General features: G+C 62.4%; 21 protein-coding genes. 9 read left to right on the forward strand and 12 right to left on the reverse strand.

The window, feature by feature from the left end:
* Positions 1–22 precede the first annotated feature (22 nt).
* Positions 23–1,000 (reverse strand): DUF808 domain-containing protein, encoded by a 978-nt coding sequence (locus ACP15R_RS12865; RefSeq protein WP_424986818.1) that lies wholly within the window; start codon positions 998–1,000, stop codon positions 23–25.
* 183 nt (positions 1,001–1,183) lie between these two features.
* Here ACP15R_RS12865 and gap point away from each other — a divergent pair, with 183 nt between their 5' ends.
* Together gap and ACP15R_RS12875 are read left to right on the forward strand one after the other, a co-directional pair.
* Entirely contained in the window at positions 1,184–2,188 is a 1,005-nt protein-coding gene (gene gap, locus ACP15R_RS12870) for a type I glyceraldehyde-3-phosphate dehydrogenase (protein ID WP_424986819.1), read from the forward strand.
* A gap of 83 nt (positions 2,189–2,271) precedes the next feature.
* Positions 2,272–2,415 (forward strand): hypothetical protein, encoded by a 144-nt coding sequence (locus ACP15R_RS12875; RefSeq protein WP_424986820.1) that lies wholly within the window; start codon positions 2,272–2,274, stop codon positions 2,413–2,415.
* Between the two features lie 9 nt (positions 2,416–2,424).
* Here ACP15R_RS12875 and coaD read toward each other — a convergent pair whose 3' ends face one another.
* From coaD to ACP15R_RS12890, 3 genes are all read right to left on the reverse strand, one after another.
* Positions 2,425–2,925, reverse strand: a complete 501-nt coding sequence (coaD, locus tag ACP15R_RS12880; protein WP_424986821.1) for a pantetheine-phosphate adenylyltransferase — start codon at positions 2,923–2,925, stop codon at positions 2,425–2,427.
* A 135-nt stretch (positions 2,926–3,060) separates the two neighbouring features.
* Complete coding sequence (locus ACP15R_RS12885) at positions 3,061–3,501, reverse strand: CBS domain-containing protein (RefSeq protein ID WP_424986822.1); 441 nt, start codon at positions 3,499–3,501, stop codon at positions 3,061–3,063.
* 131 nt (positions 3,502–3,632) lie between these two features.
* Complete coding sequence (locus tag ACP15R_RS12890; protein ID WP_424986823.1) at positions 3,633–4,529, reverse strand: LysR family transcriptional regulator; 897 nt, start codon at positions 4,527–4,529, stop codon at positions 3,633–3,635.
* A 104-nt stretch (positions 4,530–4,633) separates the two neighbouring features.
* On the opposite strand from ACP15R_RS12890, the gene ACP15R_RS12895 reads away from it, so the two are divergent.
* Entirely contained in the window at positions 4,634–6,133 is a 1,500-nt protein-coding gene (locus ACP15R_RS12895) for a CoA-acylating methylmalonate-semialdehyde dehydrogenase (protein ID WP_424986824.1), read from the forward strand.
* Between the two features lie 69 nt (positions 6,134–6,202).
* Here the strand turns inward: ACP15R_RS12895 and ACP15R_RS12900 are convergent, their stop codons facing one another.
* Complete coding sequence (locus tag ACP15R_RS12900) at positions 6,203–7,117, reverse strand: AraC family transcriptional regulator (protein WP_424986825.1); 915 nt, start codon at positions 7,115–7,117, stop codon at positions 6,203–6,205.
* Between the two features lie 137 nt (positions 7,118–7,254).
* On the opposite strand from ACP15R_RS12900, the gene ACP15R_RS12905 reads away from it, so the two are divergent.
* A complete protein-coding gene (locus ACP15R_RS12905; RefSeq protein ID WP_424986826.1) occupies positions 7,255–8,202 on the forward strand; it encodes an SDR family oxidoreductase in 948 nt (315 codons plus the stop codon).
* Between the two features lie 146 nt (positions 8,203–8,348).
* Here the strand turns inward: ACP15R_RS12905 and ACP15R_RS12910 are convergent, their stop codons facing one another.
* Positions 8,349–8,966, reverse strand: coding sequence for a VPLPA-CTERM sorting domain-containing protein (locus ACP15R_RS12910; RefSeq protein WP_424986827.1), 618 nt, complete (start codon positions 8,964–8,966; stop codon positions 8,349–8,351).
* 273 nt (positions 8,967–9,239) lie between these two features.
* Here ACP15R_RS12910 and ACP15R_RS12915 point away from each other — a divergent pair, with 273 nt between their 5' ends.
* The gene (locus ACP15R_RS12915; protein WP_424986828.1) at positions 9,240–9,839 is read left to right on the forward strand and encodes a L,D-transpeptidase; all 600 of its coding nucleotides are present in this window, start codon (positions 9,240–9,242) and stop codon (positions 9,837–9,839) included.
* A gap of 101 nt (positions 9,840–9,940) precedes the next feature.
* Here the strand turns inward: ACP15R_RS12915 and ACP15R_RS12920 are convergent, their stop codons facing one another.
* Positions 9,941–10,786, reverse strand: coding sequence for a class I SAM-dependent methyltransferase (locus ACP15R_RS12920; RefSeq protein ID WP_424986829.1), 846 nt, complete (start codon positions 10,784–10,786; stop codon positions 9,941–9,943).
* Between the two features lie 154 nt (positions 10,787–10,940).
* On the opposite strand from ACP15R_RS12920, the gene ACP15R_RS12925 reads away from it, so the two are divergent.
* The 4 genes from ACP15R_RS12925 to mmsB all read left to right on the forward strand — a co-directional run bounded on the left by ACP15R_RS12925 (position 10,941) and on the right by mmsB (position 15,250).
* Entirely contained in the window at positions 10,941–12,059 is a 1,119-nt protein-coding gene (locus ACP15R_RS12925; protein WP_424986830.1) for a carboxylate-amine ligase, read from the forward strand.
* A gap of 118 nt (positions 12,060–12,177) precedes the next feature.
* Entirely contained in the window at positions 12,178–13,320 is a 1,143-nt protein-coding gene (locus ACP15R_RS12930; protein WP_424986831.1) for an acyl-CoA dehydrogenase family protein, read from the forward strand.
* Positions 13,321–13,326: 6 nt separating this feature from the next.
* Positions 13,327–14,364, forward strand: a complete 1,038-nt coding sequence (locus ACP15R_RS12935; protein ID WP_424986832.1) for an enoyl-CoA hydratase/isomerase family protein — start codon at positions 13,327–13,329, stop codon at positions 14,362–14,364.
* Positions 14,365–14,374: 10 nt separating this feature from the next.
* Positions 14,375–15,250 (forward strand): 3-hydroxyisobutyrate dehydrogenase, encoded by an 876-nt coding sequence (gene mmsB, locus ACP15R_RS12940; RefSeq protein ID WP_424986833.1) that lies wholly within the window; start codon positions 14,375–14,377, stop codon positions 15,248–15,250.
* 18 nt (positions 15,251–15,268) lie between these two features.
* On the opposite strand, the gene ACP15R_RS12945 is transcribed toward mmsB, so the two are convergent.
* From ACP15R_RS12945 to ACP15R_RS12965, 5 genes are all read right to left on the reverse strand, one after another.
* On the reverse strand, positions 15,269–16,087 hold the full coding sequence (locus tag ACP15R_RS12945; RefSeq protein WP_424986834.1) for a substrate-binding domain-containing protein: 819 nt from the start codon (positions 16,085–16,087) through the stop codon (positions 15,269–15,271).
* A 27-nt stretch (positions 16,088–16,114) separates the two neighbouring features.
* Entirely contained in the window at positions 16,115–16,858 is a 744-nt protein-coding gene (locus ACP15R_RS12950) for an ATP-binding cassette domain-containing protein (protein ID WP_424986835.1), read from the reverse strand.
* Positions 16,851–17,564: an ABC transporter permease gene (locus ACP15R_RS12955; RefSeq protein ID WP_424986836.1), complete on the reverse strand. Its 714-nt coding sequence runs from the start codon at positions 17,562–17,564 to the stop codon at positions 16,851–16,853. The genes ACP15R_RS12950 and ACP15R_RS12955 overlap by 8 nt, the downstream gene beginning before the upstream one ends.
* Before the next feature lie 179 nt (positions 17,565–17,743).
* Positions 17,744–18,874, reverse strand: coding sequence for a flavodoxin-dependent (E)-4-hydroxy-3-methylbut-2-enyl-diphosphate synthase (gene ispG, locus ACP15R_RS12960; RefSeq protein WP_424986837.1), 1,131 nt, complete (start codon positions 18,872–18,874; stop codon positions 17,744–17,746).
* 72 nt (positions 18,875–18,946) lie between these two features.
* Positions 18,947–20,164, reverse strand: a complete 1,218-nt coding sequence (locus ACP15R_RS12965; protein WP_424986838.1) for a helix-turn-helix domain-containing protein — start codon at positions 20,162–20,164, stop codon at positions 18,947–18,949.
* Between the last annotated feature and the right edge of the window lie 95 nt (positions 20,165–20,259).

Here is a 20,259-nt window from a genome sequence, read left to right on the forward strand (position 1 = left end):
GGCCTTTTTCGTCACGCCGGTCTCAATGTGCCGAGGCGTCGCCCTTGCCCGACAAGCGCGCCAATACCGGCGAAACGATCCGCGTGGCAACAGGGATCAGGAGCAAGCCAAGCCCCAGCCCGAATATCCCGTCCATCGTCGCCGTCGCGCTCCACTCGACCGTACCGGTCCAGCCTTCGGACACCATATGCCCGGCGGCCACGGCCAGATCGTGAATGTGATGATAGAGCCAGGGAAAGCCCAGCACATCCAGCCCGTGCAGGATGATCGAACCGCCCACCCACAGCATCGCCGCCGTCCCGACAATCGACAGGACCTTCATCAGGACCGGCATCGCCTTGACCAGCCCCCGGCCAAAAGCCCGCCCCACGCCGGAACCGCCATGCTTGGCAAGGTACAACCCGACATCGTCCATTTTCACGATCACCGCCACCGCACCATAAACGGCAATAGTCACCCCGGCCCCGACCACCGCCAGCGTCGCCGCCTGCATCCAGACGTTCGGAGCCTCGATTGCCGCCAGCGCAATGGTCATGATCTCGGCTGAGAGGATGAAATCGGTCTTGATCGCTCCCTTGACCTTCTGCTCTTCCAGATGGCCCGGATCCTTGACCGACATATCCGCAGCCACATGTACGTCGCCATGCGGAAACAGCGCGTGGAATACCTTTTCGGCCCCTTCGAAACACAGATACGCGCCCCCGATCATCAAAAGCGGCGTGATCAGCCACGGCGCAAAATTGGCCAGCAGCATCGCCACCGGCAGCAAAAGCACCAGCTTGTTGAAGAACGAGCCGCGTGCGATCCGCCATATGATCGGCAATTCGCGTGCCGGTGCAAAGCCTTGCACGTATTTCGGCGTGACCGCCGCGTCATCGATGATCACCCCCGCGGTCTTGGCACCGGCCTTGCCTGCGGCCGCCACGACATCATCCACAGACGCGGCCGCAACCTTGGCGATTCCCGCAACATCATCCAGCAATGCCAGAAGCCCACTCATGCCCTGCCCCTCTTACCCTTTGGCCTTGCTCCGAACCTAACGCATTGATCCCGCAGGGCAAGCGTTAGCGCAACCGGACACAGTTTGCGCTAACACATTGCAAATGCGGCGTTTTCTCCCTTTTTCTGAATCGATTACGGGGCTATATGCCCCCCAAGGCACAAAATTGTGGAGCCACGAAGTATGACCATTAACGTCGGTATTAACGGATTTGGCCGGATTGGCCGCTGTACCCTGAGCCATATCGCGGCAAGCGGCCGCAATGACATCCGGGTCGTCAAGGCCAACGCAACGGGCCCGATCGAAACCGCTGCGCACCTGCTGCGATATGACAGCATCCACGGGCGCTATGCCCAGGATATCCGCGTGGGAGAACGCACGATGGACCTGGGCCAGGGCGAGATCGAGATGTTCTCGACCTATGATCCGCAAGAGCTCGACTGGTCCGGCTGTGACGTGGTTCTGGAATGCACCGGCAAGTTCAACGACGGGCACAAGGCCAAGGTTCACCTCGAGCGCGGCGCCAAATCGGTGCTGATCTCGGCCCCGGCGAAAAATGTGCAGAAAACCGTGGTGTTCGGCGTCAATGACGAGATGCTCGCCAAGGGCGACACGATGATCAGCAATGGCTCCTGCACCACCAACTGTCTGGCGCCGCTGGCCAAGGTGCTGGACGAAGCCATCGGCATCGAACATGGCATCATGACCACGATCCACTCTTATACCGGCGACCAGCCGACGCTGGATCGTCGTCACAATGATCTTTACCGTGCACGCGCCGCCGCGATGGCGATGATCCCGACCTCGACCGGTGCGGCCAAGGCCCTGGGCGAAGTTCTGCCGAACCTCAAGGGCCGTCTGGACGGTTCGGCGATCCGCGTGCCCACTCCGAATGTCTCGGCCGTCGACCTGACCTTCCGGGCCGGGCGTGACGTGACCGCCGAAGAGGTGAACGCCGCCGTCGCCGAGGCCGTCAAGGGCCCGATCGGCAAGGTGATGGCCTATGATCCCGAACCCAAGGTGTCGGTGGATTTCAACCACACCGAAGAAAGCAGCATCTTTGCGCCGGACCAGACCCGCGTGGTCGATGGCCGCATGGTGCGGGTTTTGGCCTGGTATGACAACGAATGGGGCTTTTCGGTGCGTATGGCGGATGTCGCCGCCGCAATGGGCCGCCTGAACCGCTGATTTCCGATCACTACGACCCCATTGAACACGTGCGCCCGGTCAGGCATAGCTGGCCGGGCGTTTTCAATTCTACCGAGGTCTTGATGTCCAATAGCCTCGCCCTGGTTCTGGGCATTGTGATCCTCGGCTCTGTCCTTGCCGATACGGTACTGTTCGATGCCGAGCATCTGGTGTTTCTGGGCAAGAAATTCCTTGCCTTTACCGAGTGGCTCGCTTTCTGGCGCTAACCCCCCGGCTCAGGCGGGCTGAAGCAGCCGGTCCAACAACGCCTCGCGCACATGCGGCGTCACGAATCTCGAGATATCCCCGCCCAGCCGCGCGATTTCCTTGACCAGTTTGCTGGCAATCGGCTGGTACTTGGCATCGGCCATCAGGAACACGGTTTCCACATCGTCGTTCAGCATCCGGTTCATGCCGACCATCTGGTATTCATACTCGAAATCCGCCACCGCGCGCAGCCCGCGCACGATGATCTGGGCCCCGACATCCTGTGCGCAGTTGATCAACAGGTTCTCAAACGGATGCACCACGATTTCGGTGCCGGTCTGCTCGCTCAGCTGGGCGCAGTCCGCGTTGATCATTGCCACTCGTTCTTCGAGCGAAAACAACGGCCCCTTGTCCCGGTTGATGGCAACACCAATCACCAGCCGGTCAACCATCGGACAAGCGCGCCGGATGATGTCGGCATGACCAAGCGTGATTGGATCAAACGTGCCGGGGTATAGTGCAACGCGCATATGGGGGTCTCTCCTGCCTTGTGCGACCTGCTGGGCAACCAACATCAGGACGCGAAAATTTGCAAGCAAGCTCTTGCCCGCAAACAATAATTCCTTACAAAAATTGAATTCTGCAAAACCGGGCCGACGGGGACGTCAATGCCCCATGATCATGCCTTCCAGCGCCTGTTTCTCCATCGACAGTTGCGACAGCTGAGCCTTGACCACATCGCCAAGAGTCACCAACCCGATCAGCTTGCCATCTGCCGCGACCACCGGCATGTGCCGAAAGCGACCCTCGGTCATCAATTCGAGCACCTTCTGCGCCGTTGCCTCGGCATTGCAGGTGACAAGCTTGGTCGTCATATAGGCGCTGACCGGCTGTTCCATACAGACACTGCCCACATGGGCCAGTTCGCGCACGATATCGCGCTCTGACAGGATCCCGACCGCCGTAGTGCCCCCATCATCCGAGACCACCAGCGATCCGATCCGGTTGTCGGCCAACACCTTTGCGGCTTCGGACACCTTGGCGGTGGACGCAACGGTCAGCACACCGGTGGTGGCCTTGGATTTCAGGATCTGCTGCACCAGCATTGACGAGACCTCCGCAACAAAATTTCAATACCAAAAGCCTTGCCGCAATATGAAGTCCTGTCAAGACTCCGCTCGCCGGTGCAACGCCGCGCGACGACAATTGGTCGCAATGCTGACACAGGCCGCGCCGGTCAGGTCAGCGCCTCAAGCCGTATCACCTCGTCCCGCAGCCCACTGGCCAGCGCCTCGGCAAAGCGGTTCAACCTCTGGCTGCGCTGGTCCGCCTGGTGACGCACCAGATAAAAGCTGCGGGTCAGGCTGATCTGCTGCTTCAGCACCTTGCACAGGGTCCGATGCGCTGGCAGCGAGAAATCATGCGCGATCCCAAGCCCAGCATGTTGGCAAAGCAGCTTGAGCTGCACCGGCACGGAATTTGACGCCAAGGGGACACGCCTGATGCCCAGCTTGTCGAGATAGTCCAGCTCGGCGTCGAAAATCATGTCCGGGATATACCCCACCATGCGCCGCCCGCGCAGATCCTCCAGGCTCTCAAGCGGTGGATGGTTGCGCAGATACCGGCGCGTCGCGACCAGGTGCAGCTTGTAGTCGGTGATCCTCTTGACCAGCAGCTGGCCCGCGGTGGGCGCGCTGACAGCAACCGCCATATCCGCCTCGCGACGCGACAGGTTGACCACACGGGGCAAGGCCACGATCTGGATGTCGAGATCTGGGTTGTCCCGCCCCAGCCGCGCACAGACCTGGGGCAACAGATAATTGGCGCAGCCATCCGGCGCACCGATGCGCATCTGCCCGGTCATCCCTTCGCTCTGGCCATCAAGCGTTTCGGTCGCGGCGCGCATCGCCTGCTCGGCCGCCTCGCCATGGGCCAGAAACCGTTCACCTGCCTCGCTCAGCGCATAGCCCTGTGGCGACTTGACAAACAACGGAACCCCAAAGGCCGACTCGAGCCGCGACACCCGGCGCCCAACCGTCGCAGGATCAATCTTGAGTACCCTTCCGGCCGCCGACAGGCTCTCATGTCGCGCAACGGCCAGGAATATCCGAACGTCATCCCAATGCGGGTCCATCGCCCCTCCTGCAATTTTGCAAAGCCTTTTTGAATTCTTGCCCCTGTTCAATACTTTTTTGCAAGCCTATGGTCTTGGCAAATTCACTCGAGGAGGACAATCGCGTGCAAGAGCTGACCCATTACATTAACGGCGCACACGTCAAGGGACAATCCGGACGGTTTGCCGATGTCATGAACCCTGCCACCGGCGAGGTGCAGGCCAAGGTGCCGCTTGCCAATGCAGACGAGCTGGCAAACGCGGTTCAGGCTGCCAAGGCCGCGCAGGTCGGATGGGCCGCGACCAACCCGCAACGGCGGGCGCGGGTTCTGATGAGGTTTGTCGACCTGCTGAACCGCGACATGAAAAAGCTGGCCGAAGCGCTGTCGCGCGAACATGGCAAGACCCTGCCGGATGCCGCCGGCGATGTTCAGCGCGGCCTTGAGGTCGTGGAATACTGCATCGGCGCGCCGCAGATGCTCAAGGGGGAATTCACCGATGCCGCCGGTCCCGGAATCGACATGTATTCCATGCGCCAAGCCCTTGGTGTGACAGCGGGAATCACGCCCTTCAACTTCCCCGCCATGATCCCGATGTGGATGTTCGCCCCGGCCATCGCCTGCGGCAACGCCTTTATCCTCAAACCGTCCGAACGCGATCCGTCAGTGCCGCTCATGCTGGCCGAACTGATGGAAGAGGCCGGCCTGCCCAAGGGTATCCTGCAGGTGGTCAATGGCGACAAGGAGGCCGTCGACGCGATCCTGTACCACCCCGAGATCCAATCCATCGGCTTTGTCGGCTCGACCCCGATTGCCGAATATATTTATGGAACCGGCTGTTCCCAGGGCAAGCGCGTACAATGTTTCGGCGGTGCCAAGAACCACATGATCGTGATGCCCGATGCCGACATGGATCAGGCCGCCGATGCGCTGGTGGGCGCGGGTTATGGGGCGGCGGGCGAACGCTGTATGGCAATCTCGGTTGCGGTTCCCGTCGGCGACCAGACCGCCGATCGCCTGATCGAAAAGCTGGTGCCGCGCATCGAAAACCTCAAGGTTGGCCCCTATACTGCCGGTGACGACGTCGATTACGGCCCGGTCGTGACCGCAGCGGCCAAGGCGAATATCGAACGTCTGGTGCAGACCGGCATAGATCAGGGCGCGAAACTGGTGGTCGATGGCCGGGGCTTTAAACTGCAAGGTTATGAAAGCGGCTATTTCGTCGGCCCGCATCTCTTTGACCACGCGACCCCGGATATGGACATCTACAAGACCGAGATCTTTGGCCCTGTCCTGACCACGGTGCGCGCGCAGACCTACGAAGAGGCGCTGAAGCTGGCGATGGATCACGAATATGGCAACGGTACCGCGATCTTTACCCGCGATGGCGACACCGCGCGTGACTTTGCCAACCGGGTGAATGTCGGCATGGTCGGGGTCAATGTCCCGATCCCGGTTCCGCTGGCCTACCACACCTTTGGCGGCTGGAAGAAATCCGTGTTCGGCGACCTCAACCAGCACGGCCCCGACGCGTTCAAATTCTACACCCGCACCAAGACCGTGACCTCGCGCTGGCCAAGCGGCATCAAGGATGGCGGCGAATTCTCCATCCCCGTGATGGAATAAGACCACGCGATACCAATACGAAAGGCGCCCAACCGGCGCCTTTCCTGTCCCTGCCACGCCGCGCTGGCGTCACCCTGGTTGCAAGGGGTTGGACGACGGCATCATCCCGGCGCTCCATTGCCTGGGCGACCGACCATAGAGGCGCTTGAATTCGCGGCTGAATTGCGACGCGCTGACATAGCCGACCTCGTGCGCCGCTTCGGCAACGGTCATGCCCGCCGCGATCTTCATCGCCGCATTGTTCAGCCGCATGGATTTGACGAACTGGATCGGCGACAGGGTTGTCGCCTCCTTGAACCTGCGATGAAAGGCGGCGCGGCTCATGCCGGCCCGGGCCGCCAAATCGTCGATCGAAACCGACTGGTCGAGATTGGACGACACATGCGCAATCGAGCGGGCAATGGCGTTGCCGGGGCCAAAGGCCCGCCGGGCAAACCCGCCCGCCTCGCCCTTGAGGATCGCGTAATACAGCTCACGCAGCCGTGCATCTCCCAAGACCGCGATATCGGTGGCAGAGTCCCCCAATTGCACCACCCGCAGCAGCGCATCGAGAAATCCATCATCCCACCGGGCCAGCCGGATCCCCCGCGCGCTGCCTTGCGTGGCCGCGACATGGCCCTGCACCGCCTCCATTGCAATGCTCAGCTCGCGCATCAGCGCCGGATCAAGCGCCACGTAAACCCCCAGAAGCGGCGTTTCGGGCGAGGCATCCGGCGTCCCTGCCTCAACCGGCAGCGACATGGGACAGCACAGGTACCGCGCGTTGTCATAGACATGGCGCTGCCCGTCCAGAACGGTTTCCTTGTTACCGCTGACAATGGCGATGACACACGGCTCGTAAACCGCCGGCGCGCATGGCACCGCCTCGGTTGCACGGAACAACCGAACTCCCTTGATCCCGGTCTCGACCAAGCCGTCCCTGGTCATGCGGCTCGCGATGATCTGCTTGATGATGGCCATGCCCATGCGGTCGGGATACGGCAACCACAATCCCGCAATCAACAGGGTTGATACGATCAGGCAAGTATTTGCGACGATCCCGCCTGTTTCCATCCCGCAGCAAGATTTATCTGCCCTTCCGACACAGCCGCAACAGCGCACCCATGGAAAGGATCACGCAGATGACAGACACCACTTTCGGCCCATTGGGCTGGACTCCGGAGCGGCTCGGTCCACTCGCGGGCAAGACCTTTGTCATCACCGGTGCAAATGCCGGCACAGGGTTTCAGGCGGCGCGCATCCTGCTGGCCCGCGACGCCACGGTCGTGATGCTCAACCGCAGCACCGAACGTTCCACCACGGCGATCGCCAAGCTCAGGGGCGAATTTGGCGAGCGGGCCGATATCCGATTTATCCGCACCGACCTGTCCGACCTCGTCAGCCTGCGCCGCGCCGCGCAACAGGTTCTGGACACGGTTCCGCATATCGACGCGCTGATCTGCAATGCCGCAATTGCACAGGTGCCGACCCGCAAGCTCACCCCGGACGGGTTCGAAAGCCAGCTGGGCACCAACCATTACGGCCATTTCCTGCTCTGCGGGATGCTCATTGACCGTATCGAAGCTTCGGCGGGCCGGATCGTCGTGGTGGCCAGCCTTGGCTACAAGATGGGCCTGCGCACCATCCGCTTTGACGACATGAACTGGAACAGCAGCTATGGTGCGAACACGGCCTACAGCCAGAGCAAGCTGGCGCAGATGATGTTTGCCTATGAGCTCCAGGACCGGCTCAGCGCAGCCAGTCGCAAGGTCGGGGTCTATGTCTGCCACCCCGGCTCCTCGCGCACGTCACTCATCACCACAAGCGGCGGCCTGCTGACCCGCATCGCCTGGTGGTTGATGGTCAAGACACCCATGGTGCAGACGGCCGAGCAAGGCGCCTATCCCGAACTCATGTGCGCAACCGAAAACGGGCTGGAACAGCGCGCGCTTTATGGCCCCACCGGCCGCATGGAATTTGTCGGTCCCGTCGGGCGCGGAACCCTCGAACCATACGCCCATGACAAGGCGGTCATGCGCCGTCTGTGGGATGTCTCCGAACAGGCAACCGGCTTTACCTGGTCCCTTTAGCGCGCTGGCCGCAACCTCATGCGGGTCACATCCGCAAAAAGAATGGCGCCGCGATCCTTCGGACCGGGCGCCACGCCAATCTGTGCTTGTCAGGTCACGTACACCAAGGCGGTCAACCCCGGACCCGACCCGCCATTCAGCGAAAATCAGGCCGCCTTTTTCTTGCGGCGCATCGCCACCAGGCCACCCATTCCGCCCAGCAACAGCAAACCCGTCGCCGGCAGCGGAACCGGCGAGATATCCGCCTGCTTCAGCGTGACCGTAGCCGTCGTGGTGATCGACGAACCCGGCAGGATGGCGCGACCGTCCTGGAAATCGATGGTCACGATACCGGTATGGCCAAAGGCGACATCCACCGGGACATCTTCCCAACGCAGCGCACCCGCCCCAATGAACCCGCCGATGACACCCACGACACCGGCGGTGCCACCGCTGCTGGCATCAATGGTCGGCGCTTCGAACGCCAGCGTCGCCGAGGCGGTGTAGTTCTCGTAGAAACCCGTGCCGTTGCCGGTAAAGGTCAGAAAGTCAAAGGTTTCCGAATCGCCCACATTGTTCAGCTCGAACGTGGTTCCGATCAATCCATCCGCGAGACTCTCGCTGATACAGTCCCCGGCCCCGGTACATCCCGAGAAAAAGCTGTCGACCGGCGTCAGGTTGACGGAAGACCCCGCCCCGATCGTAAAGGTCGATGCATGTACGGCACCAGCCGCCAGCATCATGGCACCTGCTGCGCAGCTTGCCAGAAACGTCGTCCTACTCATATGTTCAAGTCCCTGTTCCCAAATCTCGTTACCAACCGGACATGGAATATCCCGGCCTCACAAAATTGACATTATCATTAGACAAATACGCAATCAAGTTTTCGAATATATGTGGCGAGTGAATTGTTTCCGCACAATTCTGGGGAGAACCGCTTGTGGCGTGCGCGCCGCCCTAACATTCACGTGATCACCACACGCGCGTCACTTTCGACCTTTGCATCGCCCCGCACGGCATCTTAAATACCCTCAAAGCCATGATCACGAGGCGACGACATGACCAAGACCACCCTGACCAGGCGCTCCGTCGTACTGGGCGCGGCCACCACGCTGGCAACGCCCGCCCTGCTGCGCGCGCAATCGACCGACGCATTCCCTGACTCCGAACCCGCCATCCGCGACCGCGTTCCGGTGCGGCGCAACACTTCTTCGTTCCAGATGCAACGCTGGCAGGATCATTTCGACGCCCTGGGCAAAGGCTGCCTGCTCGCCGACATCACCAGCCGCGCGGTGCATTACTGGGGCCCGGATGGATCGACCTACCTGCTGTTCCCCTCTTCGGTGCCGATGTCCGAAGAACTTACCCGGCGCGGCTACTCCAGGATCGTCCGCAAGGCCGAGAATCCCCGCTGGACTCCCACCGCCAATATGCGCGAACGCGATCCCAGCCTGCCTGATTTCATGGAAGGCGGCCCCGGCAACCCGCTCGGCACGCGCGCGATGTACCTGGACTGGCCCGCGTACCTGGTGCACGGCACCCATGACACCCGCAAGATCGGGCGGCAGAGCTCGTCGGGTTGCATCGGCCTCTACAACGAACATGTCGAACAACTCTACCCGCTGGTCCAGATCGGAACACAGGTGCGCCTGCTCTGAACGGCGCCCAACCGACCAGCACCTTCATCTTTGGGAAAATACTCCGGGGGTGAACGGGAGAAATCCCCGATTTCTCCCGGAGGGGGCAGCGCCCCCTGCCTCTACCGCTTCCTGATCCAGAAACTCTGCGCCCGCCCCTCGCCAAGAAACGGGAGCGCGGCCACCGCATCCGGTCGTTCCTTCTGCAGGAAATACCCGGGCCACAGGATGTCATAGCCGCCGCCCTGCAACAGCGCGTGCAGCATGTATTGCTCGGCCCAGGACGGACAATCATAAAAGAACCGCTTGGGATATTCATAGGGCAGGAACACGTCATGCACGTGGATCACCACGCCCGATGCCAACGCCGGGATGATCCGGCAAAACAGATGCGCCACGTCGTTGTTCATCCGAACCTGGTGGCTGCTGTCGATGAACAGGATGTCACCATCGCCCAGATCGGCAAAGAGAGACGGGTCAAGGCTCTCGACCGTGGCTTGCTCGAACCGATCCACCACATCGGCAATATCCGCACGCGGCCACGGATCGACCGCGGTCAGGACCGTGTTCAAACCGGCATCAAGAATGGCCTGGCGGGTGATCCGGGTCGAGTTGCCACAGCCCACTTCGATCACCCGGCGCGGGCATGCCCGTCGAACCATGAGATACAGCGCCTGCGCATCCGGGCCGTCGAAATAGCCGTTGCCCGGAGCATATCCGGCCCGCTGCCCCCCGGCCATCAACTTTGCCAGCGCCTCCGCATGTTCACCATACTCCGAAGCCAGCGCGGCAATGTCGAACCCCTCCATTCCCGGCGACAAGGCATAGGCCGGCGCATCCAGGCCGCCGCGGGCCTCGAACGCGCGCAATCTTTCCTGTTCGGCGCGATGCGCCGCTCCATCCACTAGGCGAACGTCAAGATCATCCAGCAAGCTGTTGATCTTGCGTATCTTGCTTCCATTTCCCATGCTGCGCGCCCCGATTGCTGACCCAAGTATCCGAGTTTTGCCCGCTGACTTGCCCTGTTCCACGGGGCATCGCAACCCGGCCTGTCCGATTTTTCGCTTGGCAACAGCGCGGCCAGGCCGTTCACTGGGGCGAACATTTCGTCGGGAGGGCACCATGCAGCGGGAATTCACCATTGGCATCGAAGAGGAATACCTGCTGGTTGACCGCGACAGCCTCGACCTTGCCGAGGCTCCTCCGGCGCTGATGCAGGCCTGCCAGTCGGAACTGGACGACCAGGTCAGCCCGGAATTCCTGCAATGCCAGATCGAAGTGGGCACCCGTGTCTGCGCCTCGATCGCCGAGGCGCGCGAAGACCTCAAACGCCTGCGCTCCTGCGTGTCGCGCCACGCGGCCGAGTTCAACCTCGCCCCGATCGCGGTTTCCTGCCACCCGTTTGCCGACTGGAAGAACCAGCAACACACGGAAAAGGATCGCTACACCGCATTGGAGCGGGCGCTTGGCGGGGTCGCGCGGCGCATGTTGATCTGTGGCATGCATGTGCATGTGGGCATCGAGGAACCCGCCCTGCGCGCCGATCTGATGCCCCAGCTGAGTTACTTCCTGCCGCACCTGCTGGCGATGTCGTCCTCTTCTCCGTTCTGGCAGGGCCACGACACGCGGCTGGCCTCGTATCGGCTGACGATCTTTGACAACCTGCCCCGCACCGGACTGCCGCCGCATTTCGACAGCTGGCTGGAATACGAGCGCACCGCCGGCACGCTTATCGACCTGGGGATCATCGAAGACACCAGCAAGATCTGGTGGGACCTGCGCCCCTCGCACAAATTCCCGACGCTCGAAACCCGGATCATGGATGTGCAACCCCGCCTTGAACATACGCTTGCCCTGGCGGCGATGATCCAGGCATTGACCCGGATGCTGTGCCGCCTGCGCGAGCGCAATCAACGCTGGCGCACCTATGATCGCTTTCTGATCGACGAAAACCGCTGGCGGGCACAGCGCTATGGCACAAGCGAGGGGCTGATCGATTTCGGCGACCGCTCGATCAAGCCCTTTGACGCGCTGCTGGACGAGTTGATCGGCCTGCTCGCCGAGGATGCCGAAGCCCTGCAATCGCAAAAGGAGCTGGCGACCCTGCGCGGTATCGTGCGCGATGGCACCAGCGCCGCGCGCCAGCGCCGCGTTCATGCCGAAGCGGTTGAATCCGGCGCCTGTCCGCCTGGCCCGGCGGTGGTGAAACACCTGATCCAAGAGTTTCACGCCGACCTGTGACACCCCGCCCACCCACCGCGCCATGGGCCGCAAGGTTCGGATTGCACTGCGCGGCACTTATCCTGTATGAAGCAGGAATTAAACAAACGTTCAATTCGATGTGCTGGAGGAGACCTGCATGGATTTTGCAATGAGCGAGGAACAAACCGCCATTTTCGACATGGCGCATGCGTTCGGACAAGAGACGATTGCCCCCTTTGCCCGCCAGTGGGAATCCGAGGGCACGATCCCCAAGTCGCTCTGGCCGCAGATCGGCGAGCTGGGTTTTGGCGGGTTGTATGTGAGCGAAGAATCGGGCGGGTCGGGCCTCAGCCGGCTGGAGGCCACGCTGGTCTTTGAGGCGCTGAGCATGTCCTGTCCCTCGGTCGCCTCGTTCCTGTCCATCCACAACATGTGCGCCAAGATGCTCGACACCTTTGGCAGTGACGAGATGAAGGAACGGGTGATGCCCGGCGTGGTATCGCTCGATACGGTGCTGTCCTACTGCCTGACCGAGCCGGGATCGGGCAGCGATGCCGCCGCGCTCAAGACCCGCGCGGACAAGACCGACGGCGGCTATGTTCTGAATGGCACCAAGGCGTTCATCTCGGGCGGCAGCTATTCCGATGCCTATGTCTGCATGGTGCGCACCGGCGAGGCCGGCCCCAAGGGAATTTCGACCGTCTATGTCGAAGATGGCACGCCCGGCCTGTCCTTTGGCGGTCTGGAAGACAAGATGGGCTGGCGCAGCCAACCCACCGCACAGGTCCAGTTCGACGATTGCGCGATCCCCGCCAACAACCTGGTCGGCGAAGAAGGCAAGGGCTTCAAATACGCGATGATGGGCCTTGACGGCGGCCGGCTCAACATTTCCTCCTGCTCGCTCGGGGCAGCACAGGCGGCGCTGGACATGACCCTGACCTACATGTCCGAACGCAAGGCTTTTGGCAGTTCGATCGACCAGTTCCAGGGGCTGCAATTCCGCCTTGCCGACATGGAAATCGAATTGCAGGCCGCCCGCGTGTTCCTGCGCCAGGCGGCGTGGAAGCTCGACCAGGGCGCGCCCGATGCCTCAAAGCATTGCGCGATGGCCAAGAAATTCGTCACCGAAGCAGGCAGCAAGATCGTCGATCAATGCCTGCAACTGCATGGCGGCTATGGCTATCTCGCGGATTACGGCATCGAAAAGCTGGTGCGTGACCTGCGGGTCCACCAGATCCTCGAAGGCACCAACGAGATCATGCGCGTGATCGTCGCCCGGCACATGCTCGCGGCGCGGTAAGCCGGCGTGAACGACATCAATATTCGTGTCGAGGGCCGGGCGGGGAGAATCACCCTGACCCGGCCCAGGGCGCTGAACGCGCTCAGCCATGACATGTGCCGCGCGATCGACACCGCGCTGCACCTGTGGCGCGAAGAAGAACACGTGGCGCTGGTCATCATCGATGCAGAAGGCGACAAGGCGTTTTGCGCCGGGGGCGATATCGCCGAACTCTACGAAACCGGGATGCGCGGCGATTACGATTATGGCCAGTCCTTCTGGCGCGATGAATACCGGCTGAATGCGCTGCTCGCCACCTATGCCAAGCCGGTGGTCAGTTTCATGCAGGGGTTCACGATGGGCGGCGGCGTCGGCATCGGCTGTCATGGCAAGCATCGGGTGGTCGAGGAAAGCAGCCGGATTGCCATGCCCGAATGCGGCATCGGCCTGGTGCCGGACGTTGGGGGCAGCTATCTGCTCGCCCATGCGCCCGGTCATCTGGGCGTCTATCTGGGCACAACCGCCGCGCGGATGAATGCCGCCGATGCGATATATGCCGGCTTTGCCGATCACTTCATCCCGCGCGCGGAATGGGGCGACCTGATTGAAATGCTGCAAGCCAGCGGCGATGTCAGCCACCTGCGCAGCCATGCGCACACCCCGCCCATGTCGGCGCTACAGTCACGGCAGCCCGAGATCGACCGCCTGTTTGCCGCCCCGACCCTGTCCGAAATCCTCGACGGGCTTGCCAGCGATACCGGCGATTTCGCCCGGAACACACACGCGGAAATGCAACGCAACTCGGGGCTGGCGATGGCCTGCGCGCTGGAAATCATCCGGTATCTTCAGGCGGAATCCGCCGACATGTACCGGGCGCTGAGGATGGAATACCGATATACCCACCGCGCGATGCAACAGGGTGATTTCCTTGAAGGAATCCGCGCCGCGATCATTGACAAGGATCGCGATCCCAAGTGGAAATTCAGTGGCGAACCGGTTCCCCGCGCCGCCATAGACAGAATGCTCGCGCCGTTGGGGGCCGAGGGGCTCAAGTTTGAAAGATGAGGAGAACGCCATGAAAATCGGATTTATCGGGCTGGGCAACATGGGCGCGCCAATGGCCGCCAACCTGGCCAAAGCCGGTCACGAGGTGGTCGGGTTCGACATGGCCGATGTCGCGGTCGACGGGGTGAACGTGGCGGCGTCGGCGCGTGACTGCGCATCCGGCGCCGATGTGGTCATCACCATGTTGCCTAATGGCGACATCCTGCGCGCGGTCGCTGGCGACATCATCCCCGCGATGACCAGGGGCGCGGCGCTGGTGGATTGCTCGACCGTGGATGTGGACAGCGCCCGCGCGGTTGCCACGGATGCCGAGGCCGCGGGCCTGCTGGCGGTGGATGCGCCCGTATCCGGCGGTATCGGCGGTGCTTCGGCGGGCACCCTGACTTTCATGGCCGGCGGCAGCAAAGCCGCCTTTGACACGGCCGCGCCGCTGTTTGACATCATGGGTCAGAAAGCGGTGCATTGCGGAGATGCCGGGGCCGGACAGGCCGCGAAAATCTGCAACAACATGATCCTTGGCGTCACGATGATCGCGACCTGCGAAGCCTTTGCGCTCGCCGACAAGCTGGGCCTTGACCGGCAAAAGATGTTCGACGTGGTCAGCACCTCGTCGGGCTATAGCTGGACGATGAACGCCTATTGCCCCGCCCCCGGTGTCGGCCCGCAAAGCCCCGCCGACAATGATTATCAACCCGGGTTTGCCGCCGATCTCATGCTCAAGGACCTGCGCCTGAGCCAGCAGGCCGCCGAAAGCGCGGATGCCGACACCCCGATGGGCCAGCTCGCACAGGCGCTCTATGCGCAATTCGTCGAAAACGAGGATGGCAAGGGCCGCGATTTCAGCGCCATGCTGCCGCGTTTTGAAAAGCGGGGGCGCGCGGACTGACCCCGCGCCCCGACCGGCCTATTGCGCGTTCGGGAAAAACAGCTGTTGTCCGTCAAGCTGGTAGCCGGCGATGGCGGACTGGCCCTCCTCTCCGGTCAGCCAATCGATAAAGCTCTGCCCCTCGGCGGATTTGACATGCGGGTGCTGCTCGGGATTCACGAGGATCACACCGTATTGGTTAAAGAGCCGGGGGTCGCCTTCGACAAGGATTTTCATTCCTTCCTTGTTGCCAAAGGCGATCCAGGTCGCCCGGTCGCTGAGCACATAGGCGTCCATCCCGGCGGCGGCGTTCAGGGTTGCCCCCATGCCCGACCCGGTCTCGCGATACCACGCGCCGGAATGCGTGGCGACATCGACCTCCGCCGCGCCCCAGTGGCGCAGCTCCGCCTTGTGCGTGCCGCTGTCATCCCCGCGCGAGGCAAACGCGGCCTCGGTCTCCGCGATCTGCCTGAGTGCCGCGACGATATCCTTGCCGCCGGCGATCCCCGCCGGGTCCTCCTCCGGGCCGATCAGCACAAAATCGTTATACATCACGTCCTTGCGTTCAACGCCCCAGCCATCGGCCACGAATTTCTCTTCCGCCGGCTTGGCATGCACCAGCAACACGTCGCCATCGCCATTCATCGCGTTCTTGATCGCCTGCCCGGTTCCAACCGCAACGACACGCACTTCGATCCCGGTCTTGTCCCTGAATGTCGGCAGGATCGCATCAAGCAGGCCCGAATTCTGGGTCGAGGTCGTGGATTGCACCACGATGAATCCGTCATCCGCAAGCGCCGCAGACCCGGTGGTCAGCGCCAGCCCCAAGGCCAGGCCTCGGACAAATTTTCCGAACATAATCAAACTCTCCATCAGTGTTTTGGATTACAAGACCAGCGCCCCCGCCAGAAAGCGTCGCGCGGCCTGGCTTTGCGGGGCGTCAAAGAAATCACGCGCAAGGGCGTGTTCGGCAACCTGCCCCGCCTGCATGAGCACGATGTCATGCCCGATGCGCCGGGCCTGGCCGATGTCATGGGTGACCATCACGATCCGGGTGCCGCGCCGCGCCGCCATCAGGACCATCGCTTCGATATGCTGGGTCGCGGTCGGGTCGAGCGCGCTGGTGGGTTCGTCAAGGAACAGGATGTCCGGCACGCGCGCCAGCGCCCGCAATATGGCCAGCCGCTGTGCCTCGCCCCCGGACAGGCTGCGCGCGGGCTGCCGCGCCTTGCCCGCAAGCCCGCCCTCGCCAAGCAGGGTTGCAATCCGTGCCTTGCGATCCGGGCGTGACATTTTCTGCCGTTTCAACACAAAATCAAGATTTGCCGCGACCGACCGGCGCAGCAGCACCGGTTTCTGGAACACCATTGCCTGTCGCGCACGCGCCGCAGCGTTCAACGGTGTGCCCCCCTGCCGCACCATCCCGCGATCCGGCGTGATCAGCCCGTGCAGGCAGCGCAGCAACAGGCTCTTGCCGGCGCCGTTGGGGCCCAGGATCACTGTCGGCCCCGGACCATCCAGCGCCAGGTGCGCGACATCCAGCAAGGTGCCGCCATTGCGCCCGATCCGCAGTCCGGACGCCTCGATCAATGGCTGGCCAAAGGCTTCGTCGGCTAACAGGTCACGCATGGCGCATCTCGCCCTGCCCTTCGCGCATCGCCAGCAGGCTGACCAGCCCGGTAACGGTGACCGCGATCCCGATCAGGATGGCACCAAGCGCCAGCGCCAGCGCGAGATTGCCCTTGGAGGTCTCAAGCGCGATGGTCGTGGTCATCACCCGCGTCACGTGATTGATGTTGCCACCCACCATGATGACCGCCCCAACCTCGGCGATCGCCCGCCCGAAACCCGCCAACAACGCAGTCAGCAACGCAACCCGGCCATCCCAGACCAGGGTCGGCACAGAGGCCAGCCGCGACACGCCTAGGCTGCGCAACTGTTCGGCATATTCCGCGTCGAGCATTTCCACGGTCTGTCGCGTCAGCGCCGCGATGATCGGTGTCACCAGCACAACCTGCGCAATGATCATCGCGGTCGGCGTATAGAGCAATTGCAACACCCCGAGCGGCCCCGAGCGCGACAGCATCAGGTAGACCAGCAGGCCCACGACCACCGGTGGCAAACCCATCAGCGCGTTCAGCAACACCACCGCCAGCCGCCGGCCCGGAAACCGACCCACCGCAAGCGCCGCCCCCAGGGGCATCCCGATCGCCGCCGCGATCAGCACCGCCAGCACCGACACCTTGAGCGACAACAGCACAATCGCCCACAGCTCCGAATCCCCGGCCAGAATCAGGCCGATAGCGGATATGAATTCTTGCGAAAAATCCTGCATTTTATCCGTGAGTGTGGCTGTTCGCGTATATTATGCAAATCTTGTCACAATCGACGCCGATAAAGCAAATCAATATCCCACATCGCGCGCGAGATCGTTGCCGGCAGTGCCGGCAACATGGATTGGGTCATGTTGATTGAACCGAGTCAGGTGCCGCGCATCACCGCGGCAAACCGATGTTATTCCGCCGCCTGTGCCGCCGCGTTGGCCGCATCAATTTCCGCGGCCTTCTTTTCAACCTGCTCGACGATATGGTCGATCATCGCATCATTGCCCATCTTGTGGCTCTGCTTGCCCGCGAGATAGACCATGCCGCTGCCTGCCCCGCCGCCGGTGAAACCGACATCGGTCATCAGCGCCTCGCCGGGGCCATTTACAACGCAGCCGATGATCGACAGGCTCATCGGGGTCTTGATATGCTCCAGCCGTTTTTCAAGTATTTCGACGGTCTTGATCACGTCAAAGCCCTGCCGCGCACAGCTTGGACAACTGATGATGTTCACACCGCGATGCCGCAGGCCCAGGGATTTTAGGATCTCGTAACCGACCTTGACCTCTTCCACCGGGTCCGCGCTCAGGCTGACGCGGATGGTATCGCCGATGCCCATCCACAACAGGTTGCCCAGGCCGATCGCCGATTTGATCGTGCCGCTGACAAAGCCGCCCGCCTCGGTAATGCCCAGGTGAATGGGTGCGTCGGTCGCCTCGGCAAGCTGCTGGTAGGCCGCCGCTGCCATGAACACATCGGATGCCTTGACGCTGATCTTGAACTCGTGGAAATCATTGTCCTGCAGGATGCGGATATGTTCGAGCCCGCTCTCGACCATGGCATCCGGACAGGGTTCCCCGTATTTCTCGAGCAGGTGTTTCTCAAGACTGCCCGCGTTCACCCCGATCCGGATCGAACAGCCATGATCGCGTGCCGCGCCGATCACTTCGCGCACCCGCTCGGGCGAGCCGATATTGCCCGGATTGATCCGCAGACAGGCGGCACCGGCCTCGGCGGCCTCGATGCCACGGCGATAATGGAAATGGATATCCGCGACGATCGGCACCGGGCTTTCGGCAACGATCTCTTTCAGCGCGCGCGACGATGCCTCGTCCGGCACCGAAACACGCACGATATCGGCCCCCGCCTCGGCTGCGGCCTGCACCTGTGCCACAGTCGCCGCGACATCGGTGGTCAGCGTATTGGTCATGGTCTGAACGGAAATCGGCGCATCCCCGCCCACCGGGACGTTGCCCACCATGATCCGGCGGGACTCGCGGCGATAGATATTGCGCCAGGGGCGAACGGGATTGAGCGACATGACGACGGTCCGTGTTCCGTTTGGATTACCGGCCCTAGATAGTTCGCCCGCGCGGCAACGGCAATGGCCGGATCAGGGTTGTGCCGGTTCGGTCTGGGCTTGCGCGACCATTCGCGCCAGGTCGCGATCCTGTTCCAGGTCGGCAACCTGAAAGCGATCCTGTACCGCCTCGACCGACAGGGGCAGATTCGACGTGACCCGTCCGCGCTCGCCGACCGGGCCGAAATGCTGGTTCTGGTAGGCGAAATAGATCGCGCCGGATTCGCCCGCCCGCAGGGTCGGCGGCTCTTCGGTCAGCGGCACGTCATAGCTCTGGCCACCTTCCATGATGCCTTCAAAGATCACCGAGCCATCCGCCGCGGTCACCCGAACCCATGACGGTCGTACGGCAACCATCTGCAACTGGGGTGCCACGTCTTCGACCACCTGCGGCACCGCCGTGCCTTCGGGGCGCGGCCCGTCCAGGCGCGGATCGTAGGACTGGACATGCGCGGCCACCTGCACATCGGGCAGGTCCGGCTGGCTGAAGGTTCCGACATTGCGCGGATCAAGCGTGGAAATCGGCGCATCCCTCGCGACCAGAACCGGCACGTCCAGCGCCTGTGGCCGGTAGAGCCGGTCCAGCGCCTCGGCGCGGCGTTCCTCGGCCCCGTCATCGGTGTCCTGCATCGCGCCCCTGAGCGGATCGAGATCCGAGAGGACAACCGGGGCCTGCTCAACCGGGGCAAGCTGTACCTGCTGCACCTGCTTGAGCACGCTCCAGCCGCCATAGCCGATACCGCCGATCAGCGCCAGCAGCACCAGCATCGATCCGACGGCGCGCGGCTCGATATGGCTGAAAATGCTCTCGCGCAGCGGGATGAACGGCGCGCCCGGCGACATGAAGGGATCGCTCAGGCTGTCGCGCCCGGCATTCCCGCCACCGTTCTGCTGTTTCTTGACCGTCGAGGCCGCCGCCGACATGCCATGGGCGACGGTAAAGCCGCTCTCCCGGCAAAAGGCCGCAAAGGATTCGTCGGGATCCATGTTGAGATAGCGCGCGTATGAGCGCACGTAGCCCGCAATGAAGCCCGGCGTGTCAAAGGCAGAGGGGTCCGAGTTTTCAATCGCGGCGACATAAGAAGCCTTGATGCGCAGCTCGCGCTGAACATCCAGCAATGATTTGCCCATGGTCGCGCGTTCGCCGCGCATGGTGTCGCCAAGACGCAACTCAAAATCGTCAAACCCCTTGGGCTTCACGACGTCTTCTTCTACGACCTCTGATGTGCGCGGTTGCTTGCGCCCGATCATGCCTGCCCCATACCGACTGCTGCGTCCCGTGTCAGCGATTTGAGTCGTCCCATCGACTCGTTCACGCTCTTCTTTAGATTATGCTAACACAGCAC

The sequence above is a fragment of the Microbulbifer sp. S227A genome (assembly GCF_049800935.1).